This is a genomic window from Embleya sp. NPDC059237 (assembly GCF_042754105.1).
Lineage (GTDB): Bacteria > Actinomycetota > Actinomycetes > Streptomycetales > Streptomycetaceae > Embleya.
Window position 1 is genome coordinate 420278 of the sequence record NZ_JBHZAE010000004.1, and the last position, 21972, is coordinate 442249.

Here is a 21972-nt window from a genome sequence, read left to right on the forward strand (position 1 = left end):
CACTCCACGCCACGCTTCACCACGCCCCTCGTCGTCGGTGTCGCGGCCGTCATTGCTCTACTTGCAGCCATGAGCAGCGCCGTCAGCCGATTCGTCGCAGAAGTTGAGCCCACCAGACTCAGGCCCGAGGAGGTCGAGCGTAGTGGACCGGGGGCAGCCGAAGTTGAGCCTTCCGCACTCAATCCCGAGAAACTTGAGTCCAGCGGGCTCAAGTTCGACCTTTTCGAAGGTAAAAGTCCCGATCCGGACGCGTTCCGAGTGTTCGGCGGTTGGCTCGTCGCCCAGGCCCTGGCCGCTGCCGGGGCCACCGTCGATGCGGACCGCGTGCCGCACTCGCTGCACGCCTCGTTCCTGCGGCCGGCCGACGCGACGCTGCCGCTGACCTACCGGATCACCCGGACCCTCCAGGGACGCACGCTGAGCCACCGTCGGGTCGACGTGCTCCAGGGCGACAGGATCGTCGTACACCTGGTCGCGTCCTTCCGGGTGACCCGCCCCGAGAGCCCGTTCGACCACGCCCCAAGCGCGCCCGCCGCGCCCGACCCACACACGCTGCCCACCCTGGAACGGCTCCTGGACACGCTGCGCGGTCCGCTGCGCAGGCCGGGCCTGGTCCGGTACAACCCGATCGACATGCGCTTCGTCGACCCGCCGACCTGGGCGGACGAGACGTTCACCGCCCGCCCGCCGCACAACGCGCTGTGGTGTCGCACCGACGGCGAACTCCCGGACGACCCGCTGCTGCACGCGTGCGCCGTCGCCTACGCGACCGACCTGACCTTCCTCGACGCGCTGGTGCTGCCGCACGCGAACACCCTGGCCGGACGCTGGATGCCACGGGCCAGCCTGGACCACACGATCCGCTTCCACCGCCCGTTCCGCGCCGACGAATGGTGGTTGTTCGACCAGGAGGGCACCACGCTGCACGGCACGCACGGCACGGTGCACGGTCGATTGTTCGACGCGGCGGGAAGGCTGTTTGCGACGGTCGGTCAGGAGGCACTGTTCGGCGAGCCGGTCGAACACCGGTAGCCGGGCCGCCGACGGCCGGTGGCCCCAGCCGAGGGAGTTCGCATGTCGCAGCTCGGATTGCAGGTCGGAAAGGTCTCGCTCAACGTCAGCGACCAGGACGCGGCCAAACGTTTCTGGGTCGAGAAGATGGGCTTCGAGGAGGTGCTGGACACCCCCATGGGCGAGGCCGGCAGCCCGCGCTGGATCGAGGTCCGCGCGCCGGGCGACGGCATCACGCTGATCCTGTTCAGTCAGCGCTTCGACATGGAGAAGGTCGGCAGCCTGAACAACGTCCTGTTCACCTGCGACGACCTGCAGCGCACCTACGCCGAGCTGAGCGCGAGGGGCATCGACTTCCCGGACAAGCCCGCACAGCAGGAATGGGGTTGGTGGGCCACCTTCCGCGACAACGAGGGCAACTTCTACGGCCTGACCCAGCGCAACCCCTGACCGGGCGCCGCCGCCGACCCGGCGCGCCCCCGGGCCGTGCACGGCCGACCCGGCAACCGGTCCCGGCCGTGGCCCGCGCGGCCGACTGTGATCTTGACCGCTTGCGCGGCCCCCGGGCCCACGCCTCTCGATTCCTGTGCACCGTTGGGATATCCCGGGTGTCATGGCGGACAAGCTGCTCCTCGACCACGACGGTCCGATCGCGACGATCACCAACAACAACCCGGACCGGCACAACGCGTTCGACGACGAGATGGACGCGCTGCTCTGGTGCATCCTCGGCGAACTGCGGCAACGCCCCGAGATCCGGGCGGTGATCTGGCGCGGGGAGGGCAAGTCCTTCTCCTCCGGCCGCGACGTGTCCTCGATCGGCGGTCACCGGGTCGAGGACACGCACCACGAGTTGATGACGCGCGGCCATCGCGGCATCCAGCAGCTGTTCGACCTGGACGCGCCGGTGCTGGTCGCCTGCCAAGGCTGGTCGATCGGCGCGTCGTTCCAGCGCGCGCTGCTGTGCGACATCCGGGTCGCCGCCGAGGGCGCCCGGTTCATGCTCCCGGAGACCACCCATGGGGTGATCCCGGACACCGGCGGGGTGGCCCGGCTGTTCCAGATCTGCGGCCACGGGGTGGCGGCCGACCTGGTGCTGACCGGGCGGCCGATGGACGCCGCCGAGGCGTACGCGCACGGCATCGTCTCACGCGTGGTGCCCGCCGACGCGCTGGACGCCACCGTGCGCGAGATGGCCGAGCGCATCGCCGCCGCGCCGACCGTGACGATCAAGACCGCCCGCCGGACGCTCGCCCGGCTCGCCGAACCCGCGGTGCGGGCCTCGATGGCCGACGAGTTGATCGCCCAGACCTTCGTCAACAAGTCGGACGACTACGCCGAGTTCCGCGCCGCGCGCGCCGAACGGCGGCCCGCCCACTACACGGGGAGCTGACCCATGACCGAGACGAGCGGAACGAGCGGGACGACCGGAACGAGCGGGGCGTCCGACGGCATCATCGGCCTGCCCGAGCCGCCCGCCCTCGGCGCGAGCGCGCTGCCCGCGGGCACCTACGCGGGCCGTACGGTCCTCGTCACCGGCGGCGGCACCGGCCTGGGCCGGGCGATCGCCCTCGAATTCGCCCGCCTCGGCGCGAACCTCGTCGTCGCCAGTCGCAAGGAGGAACACCTGGCGGCGGCCCGCGAGACGCTGGCCGAAACCGGCGCGAAGGTCCGCACCGTGAGCTGCGACATCCGCGAACCCGAGCAGATCACCGCCGCCTTCGACGCGGCGGTCGAGTCCTTCGGACCGCCCGACGTGCTGATCAACAACGCCGCGGCCAACTTCCCCGTACCCGCCGAGGAGATGTCACCCAACGCCTGGCGCACGGTCGTGGACATCACCCTCAACGGCACCTACTTCTGCGCCCGCGAATTCGCCCGCCGACACCTGGCAGCGGGCACCCCCGGCTCGATCGTCAACATCGGCGCGTCCTACGCCTGGACCGGCGGCCCCGGCTTCGCGCACAGCGCGGCGGCCAAGGCTGGCGTGAAGAACATGGTCGAGACGCTCGCGGTGGAGTGGGGCCCTTACGGGATCCAGGTCAACGGACTGGTCCCGGGCCTGTTCCCGCACGAGGACATGACCGCCGACATCAAGGGCAACCTCGCCGGCACCCACGACAAGGACCCGTGCCAGCCCGCCATGCGGGTCGGCCGGCTGCGCGAACTGGGCTGGGCCGCGACGTTCCTGGCCTCGCCCTACGCCCGCTTCGTCTCCGGGCACACCCTGGTCGTGGACGGCGCCAACTGGCAGCGCCGCGGCCTGGTCAACCCGCCGGTGGTCACCGTGCGGCAGCAGATGGGCAAGGGGCCGTTCGTGCTGCCGTAGCCCACTCCGGCCGGGCCGGGGCACCTCGATCCGCCCCGACCCGGCCGGTTTCCGCCGGGCCCACCCGGCACATCCCCGACGGATCCCCACGGGCCCGCACCGAGCGATGCCCTGAATGGCATACATACGCGATATCTGCGCGGAAATATGGACAATACGAAGAAGAGCCGACCGCGACTCCCGGCGCGAGCGGCCCGATGTGGTGTCCGTGCTCGTCGCCGCCCAGTGTCCCGGAGCCCCGCATGTCCGATCGGCGTCTGCCCTTCCGCGCCCGCAGGCACGGCACGCCCGAACCGCCCGAGCGCTCGATGGACCCTCGCGCGGCGGACATTCCCGAGCCCCCGCCCGTCGAGCACAGCCTGATCGACACGGCGATCTACGTGGAGGGGGTACGCGTCGCCTCGCCGACCACCCTCGCCGACACCTACCGCGAACTGCACGCCCGCCCGGGTGCCATGGCCTGGATCGGCCTGTACCGCCCCTCCGAAAGCCAACTCCTCTCCGCCGCCGAGGAGTTCGACCTGCACGCGCTGGCCGTCGAGGACGCGATCGTGGCCCACCAGCGCCCCAAGCTCGAACGCTACGGCGAGACCCTGTTCGTCGTCCTGCGCGCCGCCCGCTACCTCGACGACGTCGAGGAGGTCGACTTCGGCGAGCTGCACGTCTTCCTCGGCCGCAACTTCGTGGTCACCGTCCGCCACTCCGAGTCCCCCGACCTGTCCGCGGTGCGCCGCTGGGCGGAGGAGCGGCCCGAACTCCTGCGCCAGGGCCCCGAGGCGGTGCTCTACGCGATCCTGGACAGCGTCGTGGACGCCTACGCCCCGGTCGTCGGCGGATTGCAGAACGACATCGACGAGATCGAGGCGGAGGCCTTCCTCGGCGCCCCGAACGTCTCCCGGCGCATCTACGAACTCTCCCGCGAGGTGATCGAGTTCCAACGCGCGACCCGCCCGCTGCTGCTCATGCTCGCCGACCTGTCCACCGGCTTCGACAAGTACCACGTGGACGAGGAGCTGCGCCGCTACCTGCGCGACGTCCAGGACCACGCGACCATCGCGGTGGAGCGCGTGGTGGGCTTTCGCCAACTGCTCGAAGGCATCATGCGGGTCAACGCGGTGGTGGTGACCCAGGCCCAGAACGAGGAGATGAAGCAGCTCACCGCGGCCAGCAACGCGCAGAACGAGGAGGTCAAGAAGATCTCCGCATGGGCGGCCATCCTGTTCGCACCGACCCTGATCGGCACCGTGTACGGGATGAACTTCGACCACATGCCCGAACTGCACTGGGCGTACGGCTACCCGTACGCGATCGGCCTGATGCTCGTGGTCTGCGCCGTCCTCTACCTGATCTTCAAGCGCCGGAACTGGCTCTGAGGCACCGGAAACCACCGACGCGTGCCATTCCCGACATCAAACCTGTCGTGATCTGTCAGGTATACGCGACAGGATCCTGATCGCAGGACGAACACCGAACCACGATCGAGGAGCATCACCATGGCGAACATCGTTCTCGTGCCCGGCTACTGGCTCGGCGCGTGGGCCTGGGACCGGGTCGCCGAACCGCTGCGCGCCGCCGGCCACGAGGTCGTCGCGGTCACCCTGCCCGGCCTGGAGCCCGACCGCACCGACGGGGCGGGCGTCGACCTGGCCGCCCAGTCCCGGGCCCTGGTCGACGAGATCACCACGCGCGACCTCACCGACGTGGTCCTGGCCGCCCACTCGGGCGGCGCGTTCGCCGCGTACGAGGCGCTGGACCGGATCCCGGAGCGGATCGCCCGGATCGTCTATGTGGACGCCGGCCCGGTGGCCGCGGGTATCTCGTTCGCCGACCTCCAGGAGCCCGAGGAGCGGGCCCGGATCGAGGCCGAGGTCGCCGCCCGCGGCGACGGCCGCTACGTCTACCCCTGGGACCCGGCCGCCGACCCGGTGATGCTCGACGGCCTGTCCGACACCGACCTCGCCGAATTGCGCGCCCGCGCGATGCCCCAGCCGTACGCCGTGGCCGCGAGCCCGCAGCAGGTCGCCGACCCGGCCCGGCTGCGGGTGCCGGCCCACCTGATCACCTGCCTGTTCCCGGCCGAGCAGGTCGAGGCCATGACCGCCGCCGGGCACCCGTTCATGGCCGAGTTCGCGGCGGCCGAGCAGCGCACGGTGCACAGCCTGCCGACCGGTCACTGGCCGATGTTCTCGCGCCCGAAGGACCTGGCCGAATTGTTGTCGGACATCGCCGGCTGACCCCTGCTCCGGGGTGGGCCCAGGCCCACCCCGGTTCGGGGTGCCTCCCCCGTGACCTGCCCGGTCGGCGCCCGACACACTGATGACACCAGCAGTCAGGCAGATCCACGGGAGGACCCCATGAGCACGCTCACGCCAGACAGAGCCGACCCGCCGGCCACCCGGTGGCGGCTCGGCTGGGCGCTGCTGTGCGCCTGGCGAGGCTTCGCTCTGGTCTTCCTCTCGGTCCCCGCCCTCGCGCTGTTCATCACGTGCGTGGTGTTCATGGCGCTGCTGCCGATAGGCGTCGGCCTGCTGTTCTTCTTCCCCCTGATGTTGCTGTTGCGCGCCACCGCCAACGTGACCCGCAAGGCGATGCGCTCGTGGGCGCACGTCCCGATCGACACCCCGTACCGGCGGTTGCCCACGGGTGGCGGCGTGACCGGGCTGTGGGCGCGCACCAAGCGCATGATCACCGAGGCGGCCACCTGGCGGGACCTGCTGTGGGCGCTGCTCTACCTGCCGTCGAGCCTGCTCATCGCGTGTTTCCCGATGATGCTGATCGTCAACGGCCTGCACGGCGTGCTGATGCCGTTCCTGTGGGAGGTGGCCTACCGGCACGTCGACGACGCGCAGTGGTACACGTTCATCAAGGTGAACAGCGTGCAGCGGGCCGGCCTCGCGGTGCCGTGGGGCCTGGTCCAGGTGGCCGCCGGCCTGGCCCTCGCGCCGTGGTTCGCCCGGGTCAACGGTCTGTGGAACCGGTCCCTGCTCGCCCCCACCAAGCAGGCCGAGTTGGCGCTGCGGGTCCAGCACCTGACCGAGAGTCGGACCGACGCGGTGGACGCCTCGGCGGCCGAGCTGCGCCGGATCGAGCGTGACCTGCACGACGGCGCACAGGCCCGCCTGGTCGCGATGGGGATGAACCTGGGCGCCGCGGAGGCGCTGATGAAGACCGACCCCGACGCGGCCCGCGTACTGCTCGCCGAGACCCGCGAGGCGTCCGCGAAGGCGCTGCACGAACTGCGCGACCTGGTCCGGGGCATCCACCCGCCGGTGTTGTCGGACCGGGGCCTGGCCGACGCGGTGCGCGCGGTGGCCCTGGAGAGCCCGCTCGACGTCAACGTCAACGTCTCGCTGCCGGGCCGGCCCGAACTCCCGCTGGAGTCCGCCGCCTACTTCGCGGTCACCGAGGTGCTGACCAACGCGGCCAAACACTCCGGCGGCCGGCACGTGGAGATCGATCTCACGTACACGGACGGCTCGTTGCGGATCACGGTCACCGACGACGGCGAAGGCGGCGCCGATCTGATGAAGGGCACGGGACTGCGCGGCATCCAGCGCCGACTCGATACATTCGACGGGACGCTCGCCCTGCACTCCCCGGTGGGCGGCCCGACGACTGTAATCATGGAGCTGCCGTGCGACTTGTCCTCGCGGAAGACCTCGCCCTCCTGAGGGACGGGCTGGTCCGCCTGCTCCAGGCGCACGGCTTCGAGATCGTCGCGGCCGTGGACAACGGGCCCGAACTGCTCCGGGCCCTGGTGCAGCACAAGCCGGACGTCGCGGTGGTCGACGTCCGGCTCCCGCCGACCTTCACCGACGAGGGCCTCCAGGCCGCCCTGGAGGCCCGCCGACAGGTCCCGGGACTGCCGATCCTGGTGTTGTCGCAGTACGTCGAACAGCTCTACGCCCGCGAACTGCTCGCGGACGGCACCGGCGCGGTGGGGTATCTGCTCAAGGACCGCGTGTTCAACACCGACGAGTTCGTGGACGCGGTCCGCCGGGTCGCGTCGGGAGGCACCGCGATGGACCCCGAAGTGATCTCGAAGCTGCTCGCCCGCAACGTGCGGGACAAACCCCTGGCCCAGCTGACGCCGCGCGAACGCGAGGTCTTGGAGCTGATGGCGGAGGGATGCTCCAACGCGGCCATCGCGGGCCGCCTGTTCGTCTCGGAGGGCGCGGTGAGCAAGCACACCACGAACATCTTCGCCAAGCTGTCGATCGACACATCGGACGAAACCAACCGTCGTGTCCTGGCGGTTCTGGCCTACCTCAACGGAACCAACTAGGCCCTGTCCGGCGGATCTTGGTGGAGCAGGCCGCGTCGTCCGGTGCCGTGCATCGGCGTGCCGGAGAAGCAGCCGCATAGTGGTTCCATTCGGCTGTTTCTCCGGTGCGGCGAGGTGCGGTGCCGGGCGGCGCGGACCCGCCAAGATCCGCCGGACAGGGCCTAGTAGTGCTTTGTTAGGTGAGGTTCCCATGTGTGCTGTTTTGGGTGCATGGTGGGAGGGTGGATCTCGGGGATGTGGAGCGTCTGCGGGAGGAACTCGCGGCGTTCGTGGGTGAGATGTTCGGGTCGCTGTCGAGGACGGATCAGCGACGTCAGGGCGACTGTTATGTGCGTGGGTTGATGGTGGACGGTCGGCGGAAGTCGATCGTGCCGATGGCCGAGCGGCTGCCGGACGGGAACGCGCAGGCGTTGCAGCAGTTCGTGGCGGACTCGCCGTGGGACCACCAACGGGTGCTGCGGCGGGTCGCGGAACGGATGTGCGCGGTGATCGATCCGCGGGTGTGGGTGGTGGACGACACGTCGTTCCCCAAGTGCGGGAGGGCGTCGGTCGGGGTCGCCCGGCAGTACTGCGGCGCGCTGGGCAAACGGGCGAACTGCCAGGTGGGGGTGAGCGTCCACGCGGCGACGGACGCGATGTCGTGCCCGTTGCAGTGGCGACTGTTCCTGCCCGAGGAGTGGGCGCAGGACCCGGAGCGACGCAGTCGGGCCGGGGTTCCCGACGATGTCGGGCACGTCGAGAAGTGGCGCCTGGCCCTGGACGCGATCGACACCCTGATCGGGTGGGGACTGGTCCCGCCGGTGATCGTGGCGGACGCCGGATACGGGCAGATCGGCGAGTTCCGGCACGAACTCGCCGCGCGGGGGCTCGATTTCGTGGTCGCGGTGCGCGGCGACGAGATCGCCCACACCGGCGACGCCGCCCCGTCGACGATCGCGTACTCGGGCCTGGGCCCGCGTCCGCTGCCCCGATACCGGGACCGGGCCCGCTCCCTGGTGGAGCAGGCGGTTGCCGCGGGGCGGGAGGCGTTCGTCGAGGTCGGGTGGCGGCGGGGCTCGCGCGGCGCGATGCGGTCACGGTTCGCCACGACCGCGGTGCGACCGGCCGGCAAGGCCCCCCGGCGGCTCGCCCGGGCCGCCGCCGGGGACGCCGACATCGCCTGGGACGGGGTGCTGCCCGTGTTCACCATGCTCACCGAGTGGCCGGCCGACGCCGACGCGCCGACCGACCACTGGCTGACGAACCTGCCCCCGGACACACCCGTCGCGAAACTGGTCCGGCTCGCGAAGATGCGTTGGCGCGTCGAGCACGACTACCGCGAGCTGAAACACGGTCTCGGGCTGGACCACTACGAGGGCCGGACCTGGCGCGGATGGCACCACCACGTCACCCTGGTCACCGCCGCCCACGCCTTCCTCGCGCTCCACCGGACCGACCCAAAAGCCCTCACGCCGGCCTGACGCTCTACCGGGTCCTCGACACCCTCCAGGACCTCCTCGGCTGTTGGACCGGAACCTGCCCCACCTGCCACCGGACCCTGCCCCGCCAACGCCCACCACGAAGACCAAAACCAACACCGACCTGACAAAGCACTACTAGGCCGACCCCCACGAACCGCCGACCGGCCGGCGACATCACGAGCGGGCGATCACCCCACGGTGGTCGCACCCGCTCGGCCCGGGACGGCGCAGGGGCGACTCACCCGTGCCGTACGGACGGGCCGCGACGGACGGCAGGCCCGGTGGGCCGGCGCCCTCGTCGTGGCGCGCTCGGCGATCAGGAGCCGGTGGTCAGGCGCAGCAGGCGGTCCCGCTCCTCCTCGACGATGCGTTGGGCCCGGAGGACGACGGCCTCGGGCACCCCTTCGGGCAGCTCGCCGAAGTCGCGGAATCGGCGGAGGTCGCGTGGACGAACGCCGGTGATGTCGTAGGCCTTCAACGCGGCGAGCGACACGGCGTAGTCGTCGAGTGTCCGAGGCATGGTCTCCTTCTCGCGCGCTGAGAGGTCCGATCCGGGCGCCTCGGGCGAGCCGGCGTGGGCCGGATCAGGGCTGCTGTCGTACACGCTGCCCCCGTCTGATGTTGTCAACGTCATTGCGGCGGTGCGGGTTCCCGGTACCAATCTTCCGGACGGGAGGGCGTGGGTCGCTCCCCCGTACGGATGAACTTCGCGACGCCTGTGGCAGGAGGCGCGGGTTTTCGCTACTTCCCCCGCCGCGGTGTGTGCGTCGCACACCCCCGACGGGCCCTCATCACCTCACGGTGTTCGAGGACGCACAGATTGTCATGACGCGGGGTGGAAAGCCAAGCATCTTTTGATACTGGTCCGAATCCGACCCCTCTCGTCCGCATCATCGCCCGGCTCGGGGGAACAAGGGCGCGCGATGATACGTTCGGCGTGGTAAGTGTTTGACCCTGAATTGCCCGTTGAGCAAGGAGCGTGTGTGTCCGCCCAAGAGACGGACCCCCCTAGTACCGGTCCCTCCCGAGACTGTGATCGAAGCCGCGACGTCCGGGAGGCGGTCTCATGACCGCGGCTCTGGGCATAGCCGCGATCGTCGTGCTGACCCTCGGTACCGGTTTCTTCGTCGCCCAGGAATTCGCCTACGTGGCGGCCGACCGGAGCCTGCTGCGTCGTCGCGCGGAGGCCGGTGACAAGGCCGCCGCCCGGGCGATGACCGTGATGGGGCGACTGTCGTTCATGTTGTCGGGTGCCCAGCTGGGCATCACCGTGACGGCCCTGCTGGTCGGTTTCATCGCCGAGCCCGCGCTGGCCGCCGTGATCTCCCCCCTCCTCGAACTGGTCTCGGTGCCCGACGGCGCCGTCCCGGTGATCGCCCTCGTCCTGGGCTTCGCGGTCGCCACCGCGATCCAGATGGTGCTGGGCGAGCTGGTCCCGAAGAACTGGGGCATCGCCGAGCCGGAGCGGGTCGCCGTCCTGCTGGGCCGGCCGACCATCGTGTACCTGAAGGTCGCCGGCCCGCTGATCCGGCTGTTCGACACCCTGGCCAACCGCATCGTGCGCTCGATCGGAATCGAACCGGTCGAGGAGTTGCACGGCGGGGCCACCACCGAGGAGCTGGCGCACATCGTCGACGAGGCCGGCCGGGACGGCGACCTCGATCCCGGTCTGTCCGGGATCCTGCGCCGCGCGATCGCGTTCGGCGACCTGACCGTGGACCAGGTGATGGTGCCGCGACCGGACGTGGTCCGGGTCCGCGCCGAGACCACCGCCGCCGAGCTGATCGAATTGGTCGCCGAGCGCGGCCACTCGCACTACCCGGTGGTCGGCGAGCGGGTCGACGACGTACTGGGCGTGGTCGGCGTGGCCTGCCTGCTCGAGGTGGCCCCCGAGGACGCCGCGCACGTCACCGCCGGATCCATCGCCCGCCCCGCGCTGCTCGTCCCCGACACCGCCGGGCTGGCCTCGCTGCTCGAACAACTGCGGGCCGCCAACGAGGAGTTCGCGGTCGTCCTGGACGAGCACGGCGGACTCGCCGGGATCGTCACCTACGAGGACGTGGCCGAGGAACTGGTCGGCGAGATCGCCGACGAGAGCGACGACGAGGACCCCGTCGACACCGAGCCGGAGGACGGCTGGTGGCGCCTGGACGCCGGACTGCGGGTGGACGAGGCCGAGCGGATCGTCGGCGCCGAGTTGCCCGACGGGCCGTACGACACCCTCGGCGGTCTGGTCATCGCGCACCTGGGTCGGCTGCCCGAGGTGGGCGATCGGATCCGGGTCCCCGACCCCGACGAGGTCCGGGCCGGGCGCTCGGCCGAGGAGGACGACGAGCCGATCCGGTACACCGAGATCGAGGTGCTGGCGGTCGAGCGGCACGTGCCGGCCCTGGTCCGGCTCCGGGTGCTGACCTCCGAGCCCGCGTTCCCCCGCGACATTCCCGAATGGAGCGCCGATCGGCGCTCCGGACAGCCCACACGCACCACAGAGGTGACCGCATGACCCCGTCCCTGGCCTCCGGTGGTGGCCTGGGCTCGATGGAGCTGGGCCTGTGGCCCGCCCTGGCCGTCACGGTCGCGCTGCTCGTGGGCAACGCGTTCTTCGTCGCCGCCGAGTTCGCGATGGTCGCCGCGCGGCGACACCGCCTGGAGGCGCTGGCCGCCGAGCGCAAGCGCGGCGCCAAGTCGGCGCTGGCGGGCGTACGGGAGTTGTCCCTGATGCTGGCCGGTGCCCAGTTGGGCATCACCATGTGTTCGCTGGGCCTGGGCATCGTGTCCGAGCCGGCCATCGCCACCATGCTCGACCCGCTCTTCGACGCCGTCGGCATGCCGGCCGCGGCGGGGCACGCGGTGGCGTTCGCGATCGCGCTGGTGGTCGTGGTGATCCTGCACATGGTGCTGGGCGAGATGGCGCCCAAGTCGTGGGCGATCGCCGGCCCCGAGAAGGTCGCGCTCGTGCTGGCCCCGTCCTTCCGCGGCTACACCCGCGTGGTGCGACCGCTGCTGCGCGCGATGAACGGGGTCAGCAACGCGATCCTGCGGCTGGCCCGGATCGACCCCAAGGACGAGTTGTCGCACCCCAAGGACGCCGAGGGGCTGCGCCGCCTGGTGGGCGAGTCCCGCCGGCTGGGCCTGATCGACAACGCCTCGCACGACGTGCTCTCGGGCACGCTGCGCACGCACACCGAGCCGCTGGCCCGGCTGATCGTGCCGACCGCCGAGATCGACTCGGTGCCGGCCGACGCGGGACCGGAGGAGATCGCCGCGGTCTCCCGCCGCAACGGCCGCAACCGGCTGCTCGTGCGCGGCGAGGACGGCACGCTGTTCGGGGTGGTGCACATCCGCAAGGTGCTCACCTCGCGTACCCAGGCGTCCGGGAACACCGCCGGCGAACTGGCCACCGCGGTGCTCACCCTCACCGTGGACACCCCGATCCAGCGCGCGGTGGCCGCCCTCCAGGAACGCCGCGCGTCCCTGGCCCTGGTCCACGCCGCCGACGGCACCCTCCTGGGCCTCGTCGGCCTGGACGACCTCCTCGGCAGCGTGCTGGGCGCCAGAGCCGCGTGACCGCGCCCCGGCCGGCCCCGATCGGGTGACACCGGTCGGCCGGTCGGGTTGCCTTGGTCCGCGGCCGGGGGTGGGGCGTGTCACGTTCGCCGCATGAGAGTCGAAGTCGGACACAGCCCTGCCTTCGCCGCCGCGCGCTGTCTGCTCGATCCGGGCGAGGCGATGCGGGCCGAATCCGGCGCGATGATGGCGCACAGCGCGGGCGTGGAGATCTCCGCCAAGGTCGAGGGCGGCTTCCTCGTGCACGCGTCGGGGCAGGGCGAGGTGATCATGGGCTGCTACGGCGCGCCGGACGTGCTGGACCTGGAGGCGGGCGAGCAGGTCGTGATCGACACCGGCCAGGTGGTCGCCTACGCGCCGACCATCACGTTCGCGTCGTTCGTCGCCGGTCTGCCGGGCGACGCAACCGAGCGACGGCAACCCGTGCCGGCTCATCCCGACACGCGGTGCGCCCCCGGGGTGTGGCCGAAGGCGCGCCGGAAGACGTCGATGAACGCGCTCGCCGAGGACCACCCGCAGCGGTGCGCCACGGTGGTCACCGGTACGTCCTCGGCGAGCAGTACCAGCGCGTGGTGCAGGCGCGCCTGGGTGCGCCACTGCGGGAACGTCATGCCCACCTCGGCCGCGAACAGCCGGGTCAGCGTGCGCTCGCCCGCGCCCACCGCCGCGCCCAGGGCGGCCAGTGTGCGCTGATCGGCGGGATCGGCCCGCAGCAGCGCGCAGACCGCCACCAGGCGCGGATCCCGACCGGTGGGCAGGTGCAGCGCCTGCCGGGGGCTGTGCCGGAGCTGGTCCAGCAGGACTGCGAGGATGCGTCGCCCCTCGTCGACGTCCACGAGGCCGGGGCGGCTGTAGGCGATGATCAGCTCGCGCAGCAGCGGGCCGACCGCGAGCACCGCGGGGCGGGCCGGGTCCAACGGGTCGGCGCCGGCGGGGATGCCCACCGCGTGCAGCACGGTCCGCCCGTGCGCGCGATGCCGGTGCAGGGTGCCGGCCGGGATCCACAACGCGCGGGTGGCGGGCGCAACCCAGGTGCCGGCGTCGGTGCTCACCGACAACACGCCCCGACCCGCGTAGACGACCTGGTGCACCTCGTGCCGGTGCGCCGTCACCCCACCCCCGGCCGGCAGGTGACGGGTGGTCGTGCTGAGGCCGGTCGGCGGCTCGGCGAGGGATTGGCGGGAGACCGACATTACTTGGCAGATTATCGGAAGCCCGCCGACGGTGTCCGAGTCGACGATCGACGAGTGACCAATCCACCGCCCACCGGGCTTCGACCGACACGCGACGCCGCCTCCACTGCCGACGCGTCGCCCACCTCCGCCGACCGACGGGCCATCCCGATGATGGCCATCGGGCACGCGACCGTGGACTTCTACCAGGGGGTCGTGCCCTGCCTGGTGCCGTTCCTGGTGGCCGAGCGACACTACGGCTACGTGGCGGCGTCCGGGATCGTGCTGGCCGCGACCCTGCTGTCCTCGATCGTGCAGCCGTTGTTCGGCGCCCTCACCGACCGCTGGACGATGCCCTGGCTGATCCCGCTCAGCACCACCGGCGCGGGCCTGGGCATCGCGCTGGCCGGACCGGCCGACTCGTATCCGCTGACCTGGCTGGCCATCGCGCTGTCCGGGATGGGCGTGGCCGCCTACCATCCCGAGTCCGCGCGACTGGCCCGGGTGGCCTGCCGAGGCAGTCACGTCGCGATGGGCTGGTACTCGCTCGGCGGCAACGTGGGCTTCGCCCTCGCCCCGATCATCGCCTCCCCGATCCTGTCCGCCGGCGGCCTCGACGCGACCCCGTGGCTGCTGCTGCCGGCCCTCGCCGGAGTCGCCGTCACCGCCTCCGTGATCCGCCGGCTGGCCCGATATGCCGCCGCCACCCGAGCCGCCTCCGCCCCCACCCGCCCGGACGACTGGCCCGCCTTCACCCGGCTGACCGCCGTCATCGTGTGCCGCTCGATCGTCTTCGTCGGCCTGAGCACCTTCGTCGCGCTGTTCGCCGAACGGCACCTCGCCGGCGGCGCCACGGCCGGCTCGATCGCGCTGTTCTGCCTGTTCGCCGGCGGCGCCGTCGGGACCGTGCTCGGCGGTCGGCTGGCCGCCCGCTGGGGTCGTACCCGCACCCTGCGCCGCGCCTACGCCGCGTCCGTGCCGGCCACCGCCGGCCTGGTGCTGATCCCGGGTCCGACCCTGTACCTGTTCGCCGCCGCCACCTCGATCGCGCTCTACGTCCCGTTCTCGCTGCACGTCACCCTCGGCCAGGACTACCTGCCGCACCGCATCGGCACCGCCAGTGGCGTCACCCTGGGCTTGGCGGTCAGTATCGGCGGCGTGGCCACCCCCGCCATCGGCGCGCTCGCGGAGGCGAGCACCCTGCGGATCGCGCTCACCCCGCTGATCGCGCTGTGCGCGCTCGCCTGGTACCTCGGCCGCACCTTGTCCGAGCCCGAGGACCGCCTCGGGCCCGCCCCGTCACGCGCGGCCGACGCGTCCGCAGGATAGGACGGTGTAGGCCGCCTGCGGATCGGGGACCGGCCGGGCATGAACGTACGCGCGCTGGCCGTCGACTTCGGGGACACCCTGGCGATCCCCGGGCCCAACCCCGACGGCCGCGTCGTCCTGGAGGTGCTGCGCGAGTTGCCGGGCACACACGTCCCGGACACCTTCGTGGCCGCCTACGACCACGTGCACCGGATCACCCGCGAGGGCGACCGGGTCCGGGACACACACACCTCCTTCGCCACCGAGATCCACTGGGCCGCCCGGTTGTGCGGGGCGCGCGTCCCGGACCCCGAGGCGGCCCTCGAACCGGTCTTCGAGCGGGTCCCCGACTCCCGGGTGATCCGCCGGGCCGCCGAGGCGCTGCTGCGCATCCGGGCCCGCGGCGACCTGGTCTGCGTCCTCGCGTGCGACACCCAGCGACCCGAGTCGGTACGCCGGCGCACCCTGGCCGCGGCGGGCATCGAGGACTGCTTCGACGCCGTCGTACTCTCCTGCGCGATCGGCCTGCGCAAGCCGCACCCGGACTTCTATGCCGAGGTCGAACGCGCCTGCGGCGTCCCGCGCGAGGCGATCATGTTCGTCGGCAACACCCCGAGCAAGGACGCCACCGCGCCGCACGTGTACGGGATGCGCGCCGTGTTGATCGCGCCGACCGGGCGCCCGCCGGGCCTGGCCGCCGCGATCGGGGTGATCGGGCACTTCGCCGAGCTGCCCGACCACCTCGATCGCACCGCCGCCGACCGGCCCACGCTCAGCGGCGGATCTCCGCCACGTGCTCCACGTTGAGCACATCCGCGACCTCGCGGCTCGGCGCGGTCGCGAACCACGCGTCCAGGATCTCCATCAACACCGGCCCCGAGGTCAGCCGCATGCTCAGCGCCAGTACGTTCGCGTGGTTCCAGCGCCGCGCGCCGGCCGCCGTCTCCGCGTCCGAGCACAGCGCCGCCCGAATCCCGTCCACCTTGTTCGCCGCGATCGACGCACCGGTACCGGTCCAGCAACACACGATCGCCTGATCGGCCCGCCCCGCCGCCACCTCGCGCGCGGCCGCGGCGCTCACCGGCGCCCAGTCGTCGGCGAACTCGGGCGTGTGCGCCGGGTCGAAGGCGCCGAACGGCAACACTTCGTGGCCACGCTTGCGCAGTTCGTCGGCGAGGTACAGGCCGCAGCCCTTGATCTGGTCGGCCGAGATCGCGATGCGCATCGAATACTCCCTGGTCGGTGCTTCGTCTGGTCGCTGGTCGGCACCGTGTCGGCACCGGGTGTGAGACTGGACAGCATGGTCCCCACGGACACTCTGCACGTGACCCGACACACCTCAGCGCTCGGGTCCATCGCGACCGTGTCCGCGCCCGCGCATCCCGCGCTCGCGCCCCTGTTCGGCGCCTACCTCGGCTACGACGAGCACACCCACGCGCCGCTGCGCCGCCGCGAGCCGGCCACCGGTTCGATCACCGTGATCATCGGATTCGTGCCGATCCGGGTCCACTCCCCGCACGCGGGGCCGGCCACGCCGGGCACCACCCGCTCGTTCGTGGCCGGGCTGCACGACGGGCCCACGCTCGTCGAGCACGACGGCCGACAGGCCGGCATCCAACTCGACCTGACTCCGCTGGGCGCCTATACGCTGCTCGGCCTGCCGCTCGCCGAGATCGCCGACCGGGTGGTGCACCTCGACGACCTGCCCGGGTGGGACGGCGACGCGCTGGTCGACCGGCTGATGTCCGCGCCCGACTGGTCGACCCGCTTCACCCACCTCGACGAGATCCTGCTCCGCCGCCTGGCGATCGGCCCCGAGCCGCTGCCCGAGGTGATCCGCTCCTGGGACCTGCTGACGGCGAGCGCCGGTCGGATCGACGTCACCACGCTGGCCCGGGAGATCGGATGGAGCCGGCGCCGGCTCGGCGCCCGCTTTCGGGAGACCGTCGGCCTGCCGCCCAAGAAGGTGGCCCGGGTGTTGCGCTTCCGGCACGCGATCGCGCTGCTGGAGGGGACGCCGCGCTCGTGGGCGGAGGTCGCGGCGGAGGCCGGCTACTACGACCAGGCGCACTTCAATCGTGATTTCAAGGTGCTCGCGGGCTGCACGCCCGGTGCCCACCTGGGCTCCCGGCTGCCCACCGGCGGCTTCGCGGCCTGACCCGCGCCGGCCGACGGCGCTCGTTCCCGTTTGTCCAATACCGCGAAGGGTCACCCGCGGGAGGCTGGTCTCGACCCACCCGGCACCCGCCGGACCCACCGGAACAGGCCGCCACACCCGGCCGCAAGGAGCGCACCATGAGCGACAACACGCTGATCGCCGACCTCGTCCCGACCCTGCGCTACAACGACGCGACGGCGGCGATCACCTTTCTCCGGGAGGCGTTCGGGATGACCGCGGTCATGGTGGTCCCGGGCGACGACGACACCGTCGCACACGCCGAACTGACGTTCGGCAACGCCATGGTGATGCTCGGCAGCAACCCGCCGGAGGGGTCCGAAGCGTTGCTGCGGTGGCCCGTCGGCGGCTCCGCGCTCTATGGCGTGATCGACGGCGACGTGGACGCGCACTGCGCGCGGGCGGTGGCGGCGGGCGCGACCGTGGTGCTGGAGCCGACGGACCAGGACTACGGCGGTCGCGACTACACCGTCCGCGACCCCGAGGGCAACCTCTGGAGCTTCGGCAGCTACCGCCCGAAGGTCTGAGCCCGCGTGCGTCGGCGGGCCGGTGCGCGACCGGGCCCGGGCCCGGGCCCGCCGATGATCGCGTCATCCCCACGGGCTAGCGTCATTCCGTGGAGATCGAGACTCTGGGGTACGACCACCCCGATGTGCGCAAGCTGGTGGCGGATGTGCAGCAGGAGTACGTGCACCGCTACGGCGACCCCGACGAGACGGCGGTCGACCCGGCCGAATTTTTGCCGCCCCAGGGCCTGTTCTGCGTGGCGTACGACAACGGCGCCCCGATCGCCTGCGGGGGCTGGCGGGCCCGCGGCGCGTCGCCGGAGGATCCGAGCCTGAACGACGGCGACGCCGAGCTCAAGCGGATGTACGTGGTGCCGCATGCCCGCGGGCGCGGTCTGTCCCGAGTGATCCTCGCGCACCTGGAGGAGACCGCCCGCGCGGCGGGCCGGCTGCGGGTGGTCCTGGAAACCGGAGCGAAGCAGCCCGAGGCGATCGCGCTGTACCGGTCCTCCGGATACGAGCGCATACCCGGGTTCGGCTACTACAAGGACTACCCGAGCAGCATGTGCTTCGCGAAGGCGCTCTGAGGTCCGCCGGCGGGGGCGACCCCGCCGGCGGACCGGTCGTCAGTGCTCCACGTCGGACCCGGCGGTCTGCGCGCCGCGCAGCATGAACCAGGCCGCGACGGCGGCGGCCAGCAGCACCACCGCGCCCGCGCCGGCCGCGATCCGCAGTCCCTCAAGGAACGCGTCGTTCGCCGAGTGGGTGAGGTCGGCGGCGACCTGCCCGGACACCGTGTCGGCCGCCTCGGCGGCGCCCGCGAGCGACTCGCGCGCACCGTCGGCTGCCGAGCCGGACACCCCCTCCGGCACCGTCAGATGGCCCCGGTAGATCCCGGTGACCACCGAGCCGAGCAGCGCGATGCCCAGCGCCGCGCCCAGTTCGTACGCGGTCTCCGAGACCGCCGAGGCCGCGCCCGCGTTCTCCTTCGGCGCGCTGCCCAGGATCAGGTCGGCGGTGACCGTGAACGAGAAACCCGCGCCGACACCGACCAGGAGCAGCACGCCGCCCAGGTAGAGGTACGGCGTGTCCTCGGCGAGCACGGTGAGCGCGCCCAGGGCCAGTCCGATCGCGGTCAGGCCCGACGTCACCACCACGCGCGGGGTGAGCCGGCGGGCCGCCGCGCCCGCGAGCAGACCCGACACGATCGCCCCGACGGTGGCCGGCAGCTCGGCCAGGCCCGCCTGCAACGGGCTGCGCCCCTGGACCAGTTGGAGGAACTGGGACAGGAAGAAGATCAACCCGGACATGCCGAGCACGGTGAGCAGGTCGGCCAGTACCGATCCGGAGAACGCCCGGTTGCGGAACAGGCGCATGTCGAGCAGTGGAACCGGCAGCGACAACTGCCGGCGGCCGAACCACACCAGCGCGCCCACCCCGATCGCGAGCGCCGCCCACACGTCGGGGCGAAACAGGCCGTGAGTCGCGGCCTCCTTGACCGCGTATACGGTCGCGATCATGCCGATCAGGGACAGTGCGGCGCTGAGCATGTCCCACGGACCCGGGTTCGGGTTGCGCGACTCGGGGAGCATCTTGACGCCGACGACGATCAGTACGGCCATCACCGGCAGGTTGATCAGGAAGACCGAGCCCCACCAGAAGTGTTCGAGCAGGAAGCCGCCGACGACCGGGCCGAACGCGGCGCCGGCCATCGACATCGCGCCCCACACGCCGATCGCGAAGCTGCGCTCGCGCGCGTCGGGGAAGATGTTGCGGACCAGGGCGAGGGTGGAGGGCATCAGCGACGCGCCGGCGACGCCCATCGCGACCCGGGCCGCGATCAGCGCCTCGGCGCTGGGCGCGTAGGCGGCGGCCACGGACAGCGCGCCGAACGCGGCCGAGCCGAAGAGCAGCAGCTTCTTGCGGCCGATCCGGTCGCCGAGGGTGCCGGCGGTGACCAGCAGACCGGCGATGACGAAGGAGTAGACGTCGCCGATCCACAACAGCTGGGTGCCGGTCGGCTCCAAGTCCTCGCTGAGGAAGGGGATGGCCAGGCCGAGCACGGTGGCGTCGATCGCCACGAGCAGTACCGACAGGGTCAGTACGCCGAGCGCGATCCAGCGGCCCGGCGCACCCTTGGCGGGGTTGCCGGTGCCGGTATGAGCAGGAACCGAGGAAGTGGGAGCTGCCATGATCGAAAGTCCAAAAAAGAGATGGAACCAGGGGTGGGGCGAGGGATCGGGTGTCGCGTCGCCCCGGGGGGTCAGTCGGGCTTGCCCGGGGTGCGCCGGGCGCCGCCGAGCAGGAGTTCGGTGACCGAGCGGGCCGCGTCGCGGCCGGCGAGTCGGCCCTCGTGCACGGCCCAGCCGGCGGCGGCGACGAAGGAGAACAGCGCCTCGGTGACCCACTGCGCGGTCAGGTCGACCCGCATCGAGCCGTTCTCCTGGCCGCGCCGGACCACGGCGGCCACCTGCTCGTCCATCACGCTCCAGGCCCGCTCCAGGTCCGGGTCACCGACCAGCGAGCTCTCGCCGTACAGGAACGCCAGGTAGTCGGCGCAGGGCATCAGCTGCTCGACCAGGTCGCGCAGCGCCCGCGGTACGTCGTCGGCGCTCAGGTCGGCGGTGTCGATCGCGCGCCCGATCCGGGCGGATGCCTCCGCGCCGAGCGCGGTGATCAGCGCCGGGCGGCCGGGGAACATCCGGTGCAGCGTGGCCCGGCTGATCCCGGCGGCGCGGGCGATCTCGTCCATGGACGAGGCGGGGCGCCGGAGCAGCAGGGTGACGGCGGCGCGCAGCACCTGCTCGTTGTCGGTGGGCATGGATCAACTCTAGCCCAGATGAGACAACTCTGTCTCAGGAATTACGCGACGGACTCAGGCGGCATGCCATGGCGTCAGGGGCACGCCGTGGCGTCGGGCGGCGCGTCGTGGCGTCGGGTCAGCCCGCGCCCTGTGGGGTCAGCTCCGGGCGGGGCTCCTGCCAGGTCAGCACCGCGCTGCCGAGCCCGGCCCCCCGTCCGGCGCCCGGAAACACCCGCAGCCGCCACGGCGACAGGCGCATCACCGCGAAGTCGGGCGAGGAGGGCTTCTCCCACCCGGGCACCCCGGCCGGGTCGTAGCCCAGCGGCTCCGGAGTGTCCCGAAACAGGTGCCACACCCGCTCGCGGACCTCCTCGTCGAAGAGCAGGTCCGCGCGGCATTCGGCGGCGCACGTGTCGTGCGTGGGCGACCAGTAGTTGCAGGACACGAACGGGTTGCGGGCGATGTGCGCGCGCTTGGTCGCGGTCGGCGCGGTGGCCACCCAACCGGTGAGCCGACCGTGTTCCCACACCCAGTAGGGGTGCAGGATCCGGGTGCGGGGGCGGCCGGCGCTGTCCACGGTGGCGATCGAGGCCCACACGATCGAGTGGGCCATGGCGACGAAGGCCGGGGCCGCGGTTTCCAGATCGGTCATGGCGGCAACCCCTGTCTCCTCGTAACGGCCCGACACCCACCCCCATACTGTCGTGAACGAGCGCGACCCTAAAGGCCCATCGGGAAGTCGTACGAGGCCGGCGGCTTGATCCGCACCTGATCGCCCTGGAACATCACCGAGATCTGGTCGTGCGGACGCAGCTCGATCCGGGCCGGATCGCCGGTCACCAACTCGCCGTTGAGGTAGGTGCGGTAGGTGTGCGTGGCATCAGGGGTGAGCGCGCCCAGGTGGGTGTCGTCGAACCTGACGTTCCACATCGCGAACAACTGCCCCAGGACGAAGCGGGCGTTCGCGTCGTGGCTCTCCACGTGCAGGACGCCGCTGTTGTCGTGGGTGTGCAGGTCGGCCAGCAGTCCGGACCTGTGGTCGATGCCCAGCTCGGGGGCGACCTCGACGCGCTCCAGGCCGACGAAGATGTCCAGATGCACGTGGAAGTGCTGCTTCGCGCCCTCCATCGTGTCCAGGGCCAGCCCCACGTCGGCCCCGCGCTGCGCGCTGTCGACGGGCACCGGCCAGGGCGGCAACTCGGCGTTGGCGGACGCCTTCGGCTGGGGCAGCGGGGGCCGGGCGTCGGCGGCCACGGGGGCGCCGGCGGCGAGTGAGCAGGCGGACAGGAGAGCGGCGACGACGCCGACTCCGCCGCGGAGGTGACGGTTCATCAGGGGCCTTCCGGGAGCGGGAC

At 71.8% G+C, this 21972-nt stretch carries 23 protein-coding genes and 1 pseudogene; 17 read left to right on the forward strand and 7 right to left on the reverse strand.

The genetic code is table 11. The annotated features are described in order from the left end of the window. Positions 1–258 precede the first annotated feature (258 nt). From ACFXKZ_RS15965 to ACFXKZ_RS16005, 9 genes are all read left to right on the forward strand, one after another. Positions 259–1032, forward strand: coding sequence for an acyl-CoA thioesterase (locus tag ACFXKZ_RS15965; protein WP_380000701.1), 774 nt, complete (start codon positions 259–261; stop codon positions 1030–1032). Positions 1033–1074: 42 nt separating this feature from the next. Next, a complete protein-coding gene (locus ACFXKZ_RS15970) occupies positions 1075–1461 on the forward strand; it encodes a VOC family protein (RefSeq protein WP_380000703.1) in 387 nt (128 codons plus the stop codon). Positions 1462–1624: 163 nt separating this feature from the next. Beyond that, positions 1625–2404 carry an enoyl-CoA hydratase/isomerase family protein gene (locus tag ACFXKZ_RS15975; protein ID WP_380000705.1) on the forward strand — a complete coding sequence of 260 codons (780 nt, stop codon included), beginning with the start codon at positions 1625–1627 and terminating at the stop codon, positions 2402–2404. 3 nt (positions 2405–2407) lie between these two features. Further along, entirely contained in the window at positions 2408–3340 is a 933-nt protein-coding gene (locus tag ACFXKZ_RS15980; protein ID WP_380000707.1) for an SDR family oxidoreductase, read from the forward strand. Positions 3341–3582: 242 nt separating this feature from the next. Then, positions 3583–4713: a magnesium and cobalt transport protein CorA gene (locus ACFXKZ_RS15985; RefSeq protein WP_380000708.1), complete on the forward strand. Its 1131-nt coding sequence runs from the start codon at positions 3583–3585 to the stop codon at positions 4711–4713. A gap of 120 nt (positions 4714–4833) precedes the next feature. After that, on the forward strand, positions 4834–5574 hold the full coding sequence (locus ACFXKZ_RS15990) for an alpha/beta fold hydrolase (RefSeq protein ID WP_380000710.1): 741 nt from the start codon (positions 4834–4836) through the stop codon (positions 5572–5574). Positions 5575–5694: 120 nt separating this feature from the next. After that, the gene (locus ACFXKZ_RS15995; RefSeq protein ID WP_380000712.1) at positions 5695–7011 is read left to right on the forward strand and encodes a sensor histidine kinase; all 1317 of its coding nucleotides are present in this window, start codon (positions 5695–5697) and stop codon (positions 7009–7011) included. Beyond that, complete coding sequence (locus ACFXKZ_RS16000) at positions 6975–7625, forward strand: response regulator transcription factor (protein WP_126640582.1); 651 nt, start codon at positions 6975–6977, stop codon at positions 7623–7625. The genes ACFXKZ_RS15995 and ACFXKZ_RS16000 overlap by 37 nt, the downstream gene beginning before the upstream one ends. Before the next feature lie 221 nt (positions 7626–7846). Then, entirely contained in the window at positions 7847–9085 is a 1239-nt protein-coding gene (locus tag ACFXKZ_RS16005) for an IS701 family transposase (protein WP_380000714.1), read from the forward strand. Positions 9086–9401: 316 nt separating this feature from the next. Here the strand turns inward: ACFXKZ_RS16005 and ACFXKZ_RS16010 are convergent, their stop codons facing one another. Continuing rightward, on the reverse strand, positions 9402–9605 hold the full coding sequence (locus ACFXKZ_RS16010) for a hypothetical protein (protein WP_126640583.1): 204 nt from the start codon (positions 9603–9605) through the stop codon (positions 9402–9404). A 546-nt stretch (positions 9606–10151) separates the two neighbouring features. Here ACFXKZ_RS16010 and ACFXKZ_RS16015 point away from each other — a divergent pair. From ACFXKZ_RS16015 to ACFXKZ_RS16025, 3 genes and pseudogenes are all read left to right on the forward strand, one after another. Further along, complete coding sequence (locus ACFXKZ_RS16015; RefSeq protein ID WP_380000716.1) at positions 10152–11588, forward strand: hemolysin family protein; 1437 nt, start codon at positions 10152–10154, stop codon at positions 11586–11588. Next, a complete protein-coding gene (locus tag ACFXKZ_RS16020; RefSeq protein WP_380000718.1) occupies positions 11585–12652 on the forward strand; it encodes a CNNM domain-containing protein in 1068 nt (355 codons plus the stop codon). Before ACFXKZ_RS16015 ends, ACFXKZ_RS16020 begins: the two co-directional genes overlap by 4 nt. Positions 12653–12838: 186 nt before the next feature. Next, positions 12839–13012, forward strand: a pseudogene (locus ACFXKZ_RS16025) (AIM24 family protein); the annotation flags it as partial. Positions 13013–13083: 71 nt separating this feature from the next. On the opposite strand, the gene ACFXKZ_RS16030 reads toward ACFXKZ_RS16025, so the two are convergent. After that, the gene (locus ACFXKZ_RS16030) at positions 13084–13845 is read right to left on the reverse strand and encodes an AraC family transcriptional regulator (protein WP_380000720.1); all 762 of its coding nucleotides are present in this window, start codon (positions 13843–13845) and stop codon (positions 13084–13086) included. Between the two features lie 153 nt (positions 13846–13998). On the opposite strand from ACFXKZ_RS16030, the gene ACFXKZ_RS16035 reads away from it, so the two are divergent. Further along, positions 13999–15153 carry an MFS transporter gene (locus ACFXKZ_RS16035; protein WP_380001149.1) on the forward strand — a complete coding sequence of 385 codons (1155 nt, stop codon included), beginning with the start codon at positions 13999–14001 and terminating at the stop codon, positions 15151–15153. A 39-nt stretch (positions 15154–15192) separates the two neighbouring features. Next, positions 15193–15939 (forward strand): HAD family hydrolase, encoded by a 747-nt coding sequence (locus ACFXKZ_RS16040; protein WP_380000722.1) that lies wholly within the window; start codon positions 15193–15195, stop codon positions 15937–15939. Here ACFXKZ_RS16040 and ACFXKZ_RS16045 read toward each other — a convergent pair. After that, on the reverse strand, positions 15905–16357 hold the full coding sequence (locus ACFXKZ_RS16045; protein ID WP_380000724.1) for an RpiB/LacA/LacB family sugar-phosphate isomerase: 453 nt from the start codon (positions 16355–16357) through the stop codon (positions 15905–15907). The two genes, ACFXKZ_RS16040 and ACFXKZ_RS16045, sit on opposite strands and share 35 nt — an antisense overlap. A 75-nt stretch (positions 16358–16432) precedes the next feature. Here ACFXKZ_RS16045 and ACFXKZ_RS16050 point away from each other — a divergent pair, with 75 nt between their 5' ends. The 3 genes from ACFXKZ_RS16050 (at position 16433) to ACFXKZ_RS16060 (ending at position 18401) form a co-directional block, all read left to right on the forward strand. Continuing rightward, positions 16433–17290: a helix-turn-helix domain-containing protein gene (locus tag ACFXKZ_RS16050; protein ID WP_380000726.1), complete on the forward strand. Its 858-nt coding sequence runs from the start codon at positions 16433–16435 to the stop codon at positions 17288–17290. 137 nt (positions 17291–17427) lie between these two features. Then, complete coding sequence (locus ACFXKZ_RS16055) at positions 17428–17835, forward strand: VOC family protein (protein ID WP_380000728.1); 408 nt, start codon at positions 17428–17430, stop codon at positions 17833–17835. Between the two features lie 89 nt (positions 17836–17924). Continuing rightward, entirely contained in the window at positions 17925–18401 is a 477-nt protein-coding gene (locus ACFXKZ_RS16060) for a GNAT family N-acetyltransferase (RefSeq protein ID WP_380000730.1), read from the forward strand. A 39-nt stretch (positions 18402–18440) separates the two neighbouring features. Here the strand turns inward: ACFXKZ_RS16060 and ACFXKZ_RS16065 are convergent, their stop codons facing one another. The 4 genes from ACFXKZ_RS16065 to ACFXKZ_RS16080 all read right to left on the reverse strand — a co-directional run bounded on the left by ACFXKZ_RS16065 (position 18441) and on the right by ACFXKZ_RS16080 (position 21949). Beyond that, positions 18441–20006: an MFS transporter gene (locus ACFXKZ_RS16065; RefSeq protein ID WP_380000732.1), complete on the reverse strand. Its 1566-nt coding sequence runs from the start codon at positions 20004–20006 to the stop codon at positions 18441–18443. Between the two features lie 71 nt (positions 20007–20077). After that, positions 20078–20635: a TetR/AcrR family transcriptional regulator gene (locus tag ACFXKZ_RS16070; RefSeq protein WP_380000734.1), complete on the reverse strand. Its 558-nt coding sequence runs from the start codon at positions 20633–20635 to the stop codon at positions 20078–20080. Positions 20636–20753: 118 nt separating this feature from the next. Next, on the reverse strand, positions 20754–21269 hold the full coding sequence (locus ACFXKZ_RS16075) for a pyridoxamine 5'-phosphate oxidase family protein (protein ID WP_380000736.1): 516 nt from the start codon (positions 21267–21269) through the stop codon (positions 20754–20756). Between the two features lie 68 nt (positions 21270–21337). Then, complete coding sequence (locus ACFXKZ_RS16080) at positions 21338–21949, reverse strand: hypothetical protein (RefSeq protein WP_380000739.1); 612 nt, start codon at positions 21947–21949, stop codon at positions 21338–21340. Positions 21950–21972 lie beyond the last annotated feature (23 nt).

Excerpts from the sequence above, each read along its gene's own strand:
- ACFXKZ_RS16030 (WP_380000720.1), bottom strand. The coding sequence starts at position 13,845 with ATGTCGGTCTCCCGCCAATCCCTCGCCGAGCCGCCGACCGGCCTCAGC.
- ACFXKZ_RS15980 (WP_380000707.1), top strand. The coding sequence starts at position 2,408 with ATGACCGAGACGAGCGGAACGAGCGGGACGACCGGAACGAGCGGGGCG.
- ACFXKZ_RS16070 (WP_380000734.1), bottom strand. The coding sequence starts at position 20,635 with ATGCCCACCGACAACGAGCAGGTGCTGCGCGCCGCCGTCACCCTGCTG.
- ACFXKZ_RS16065 (WP_380000732.1), bottom strand. The coding sequence starts at position 20,006 with ATGGCAGCTCCCACTTCCTCGGTTCCTGCTCATACCGGCACCGGCAAC.
- ACFXKZ_RS16075 (WP_380000736.1), bottom strand. The coding sequence starts at position 21,269 with ATGACCGATCTGGAAACCGCGGCCCCGGCCTTCGTCGCCATGGCCCAC.
- ACFXKZ_RS16040 (WP_380000722.1), top strand. The coding sequence starts at position 15,193 with ATGAACGTACGCGCGCTGGCCGTCGACTTCGGGGACACCCTGGCGATC.
- ACFXKZ_RS16050 (WP_380000726.1), top strand. The coding sequence starts at position 16,433 with ATGGTCCCCACGGACACTCTGCACGTGACCCGACACACCTCAGCGCTC.
- ACFXKZ_RS16080 (WP_380000739.1), bottom strand. The coding sequence starts at position 21,949 with ATGAACCGTCACCTCCGCGGCGGAGTCGGCGTCGTCGCCGCTCTCCTG.
- ACFXKZ_RS15995 (WP_380000712.1), top strand. The coding sequence starts at position 5,695 with ATGAGCACGCTCACGCCAGACAGAGCCGACCCGCCGGCCACCCGGTGG.
- ACFXKZ_RS16055 (WP_380000728.1), top strand. The coding sequence starts at position 17,428 with ATGAGCGACAACACGCTGATCGCCGACCTCGTCCCGACCCTGCGCTAC.
- ACFXKZ_RS15970 (WP_380000703.1), top strand. The coding sequence starts at position 1,075 with ATGTCGCAGCTCGGATTGCAGGTCGGAAAGGTCTCGCTCAACGTCAGC.
- ACFXKZ_RS16020 (WP_380000718.1), top strand. The coding sequence starts at position 11,585 with ATGACCCCGTCCCTGGCCTCCGGTGGTGGCCTGGGCTCGATGGAGCTG.
- ACFXKZ_RS15975 (WP_380000705.1), top strand. The coding sequence starts at position 1,625 with ATGGCGGACAAGCTGCTCCTCGACCACGACGGTCCGATCGCGACGATC.
- ACFXKZ_RS15985 (WP_380000708.1), top strand. The coding sequence starts at position 3,583 with ATGTCCGATCGGCGTCTGCCCTTCCGCGCCCGCAGGCACGGCACGCCC.
- ACFXKZ_RS16015 (WP_380000716.1), top strand. The coding sequence starts at position 10,152 with ATGACCGCGGCTCTGGGCATAGCCGCGATCGTCGTGCTGACCCTCGGT.
- ACFXKZ_RS16045 (WP_380000724.1), bottom strand. The coding sequence starts at position 16,357 with ATGCGCATCGCGATCTCGGCCGACCAGATCAAGGGCTGCGGCCTGTAC.
- ACFXKZ_RS15990 (WP_380000710.1), top strand. The coding sequence starts at position 4,834 with ATGGCGAACATCGTTCTCGTGCCCGGCTACTGGCTCGGCGCGTGGGCC.
- ACFXKZ_RS16010 (WP_126640583.1), bottom strand. The coding sequence starts at position 9,605 with ATGCCTCGGACACTCGACGACTACGCCGTGTCGCTCGCCGCGTTGAAG.
- ACFXKZ_RS16035 (WP_380001149.1), top strand. The coding sequence starts at position 13,999 with ATGGCCATCGGGCACGCGACCGTGGACTTCTACCAGGGGGTCGTGCCC.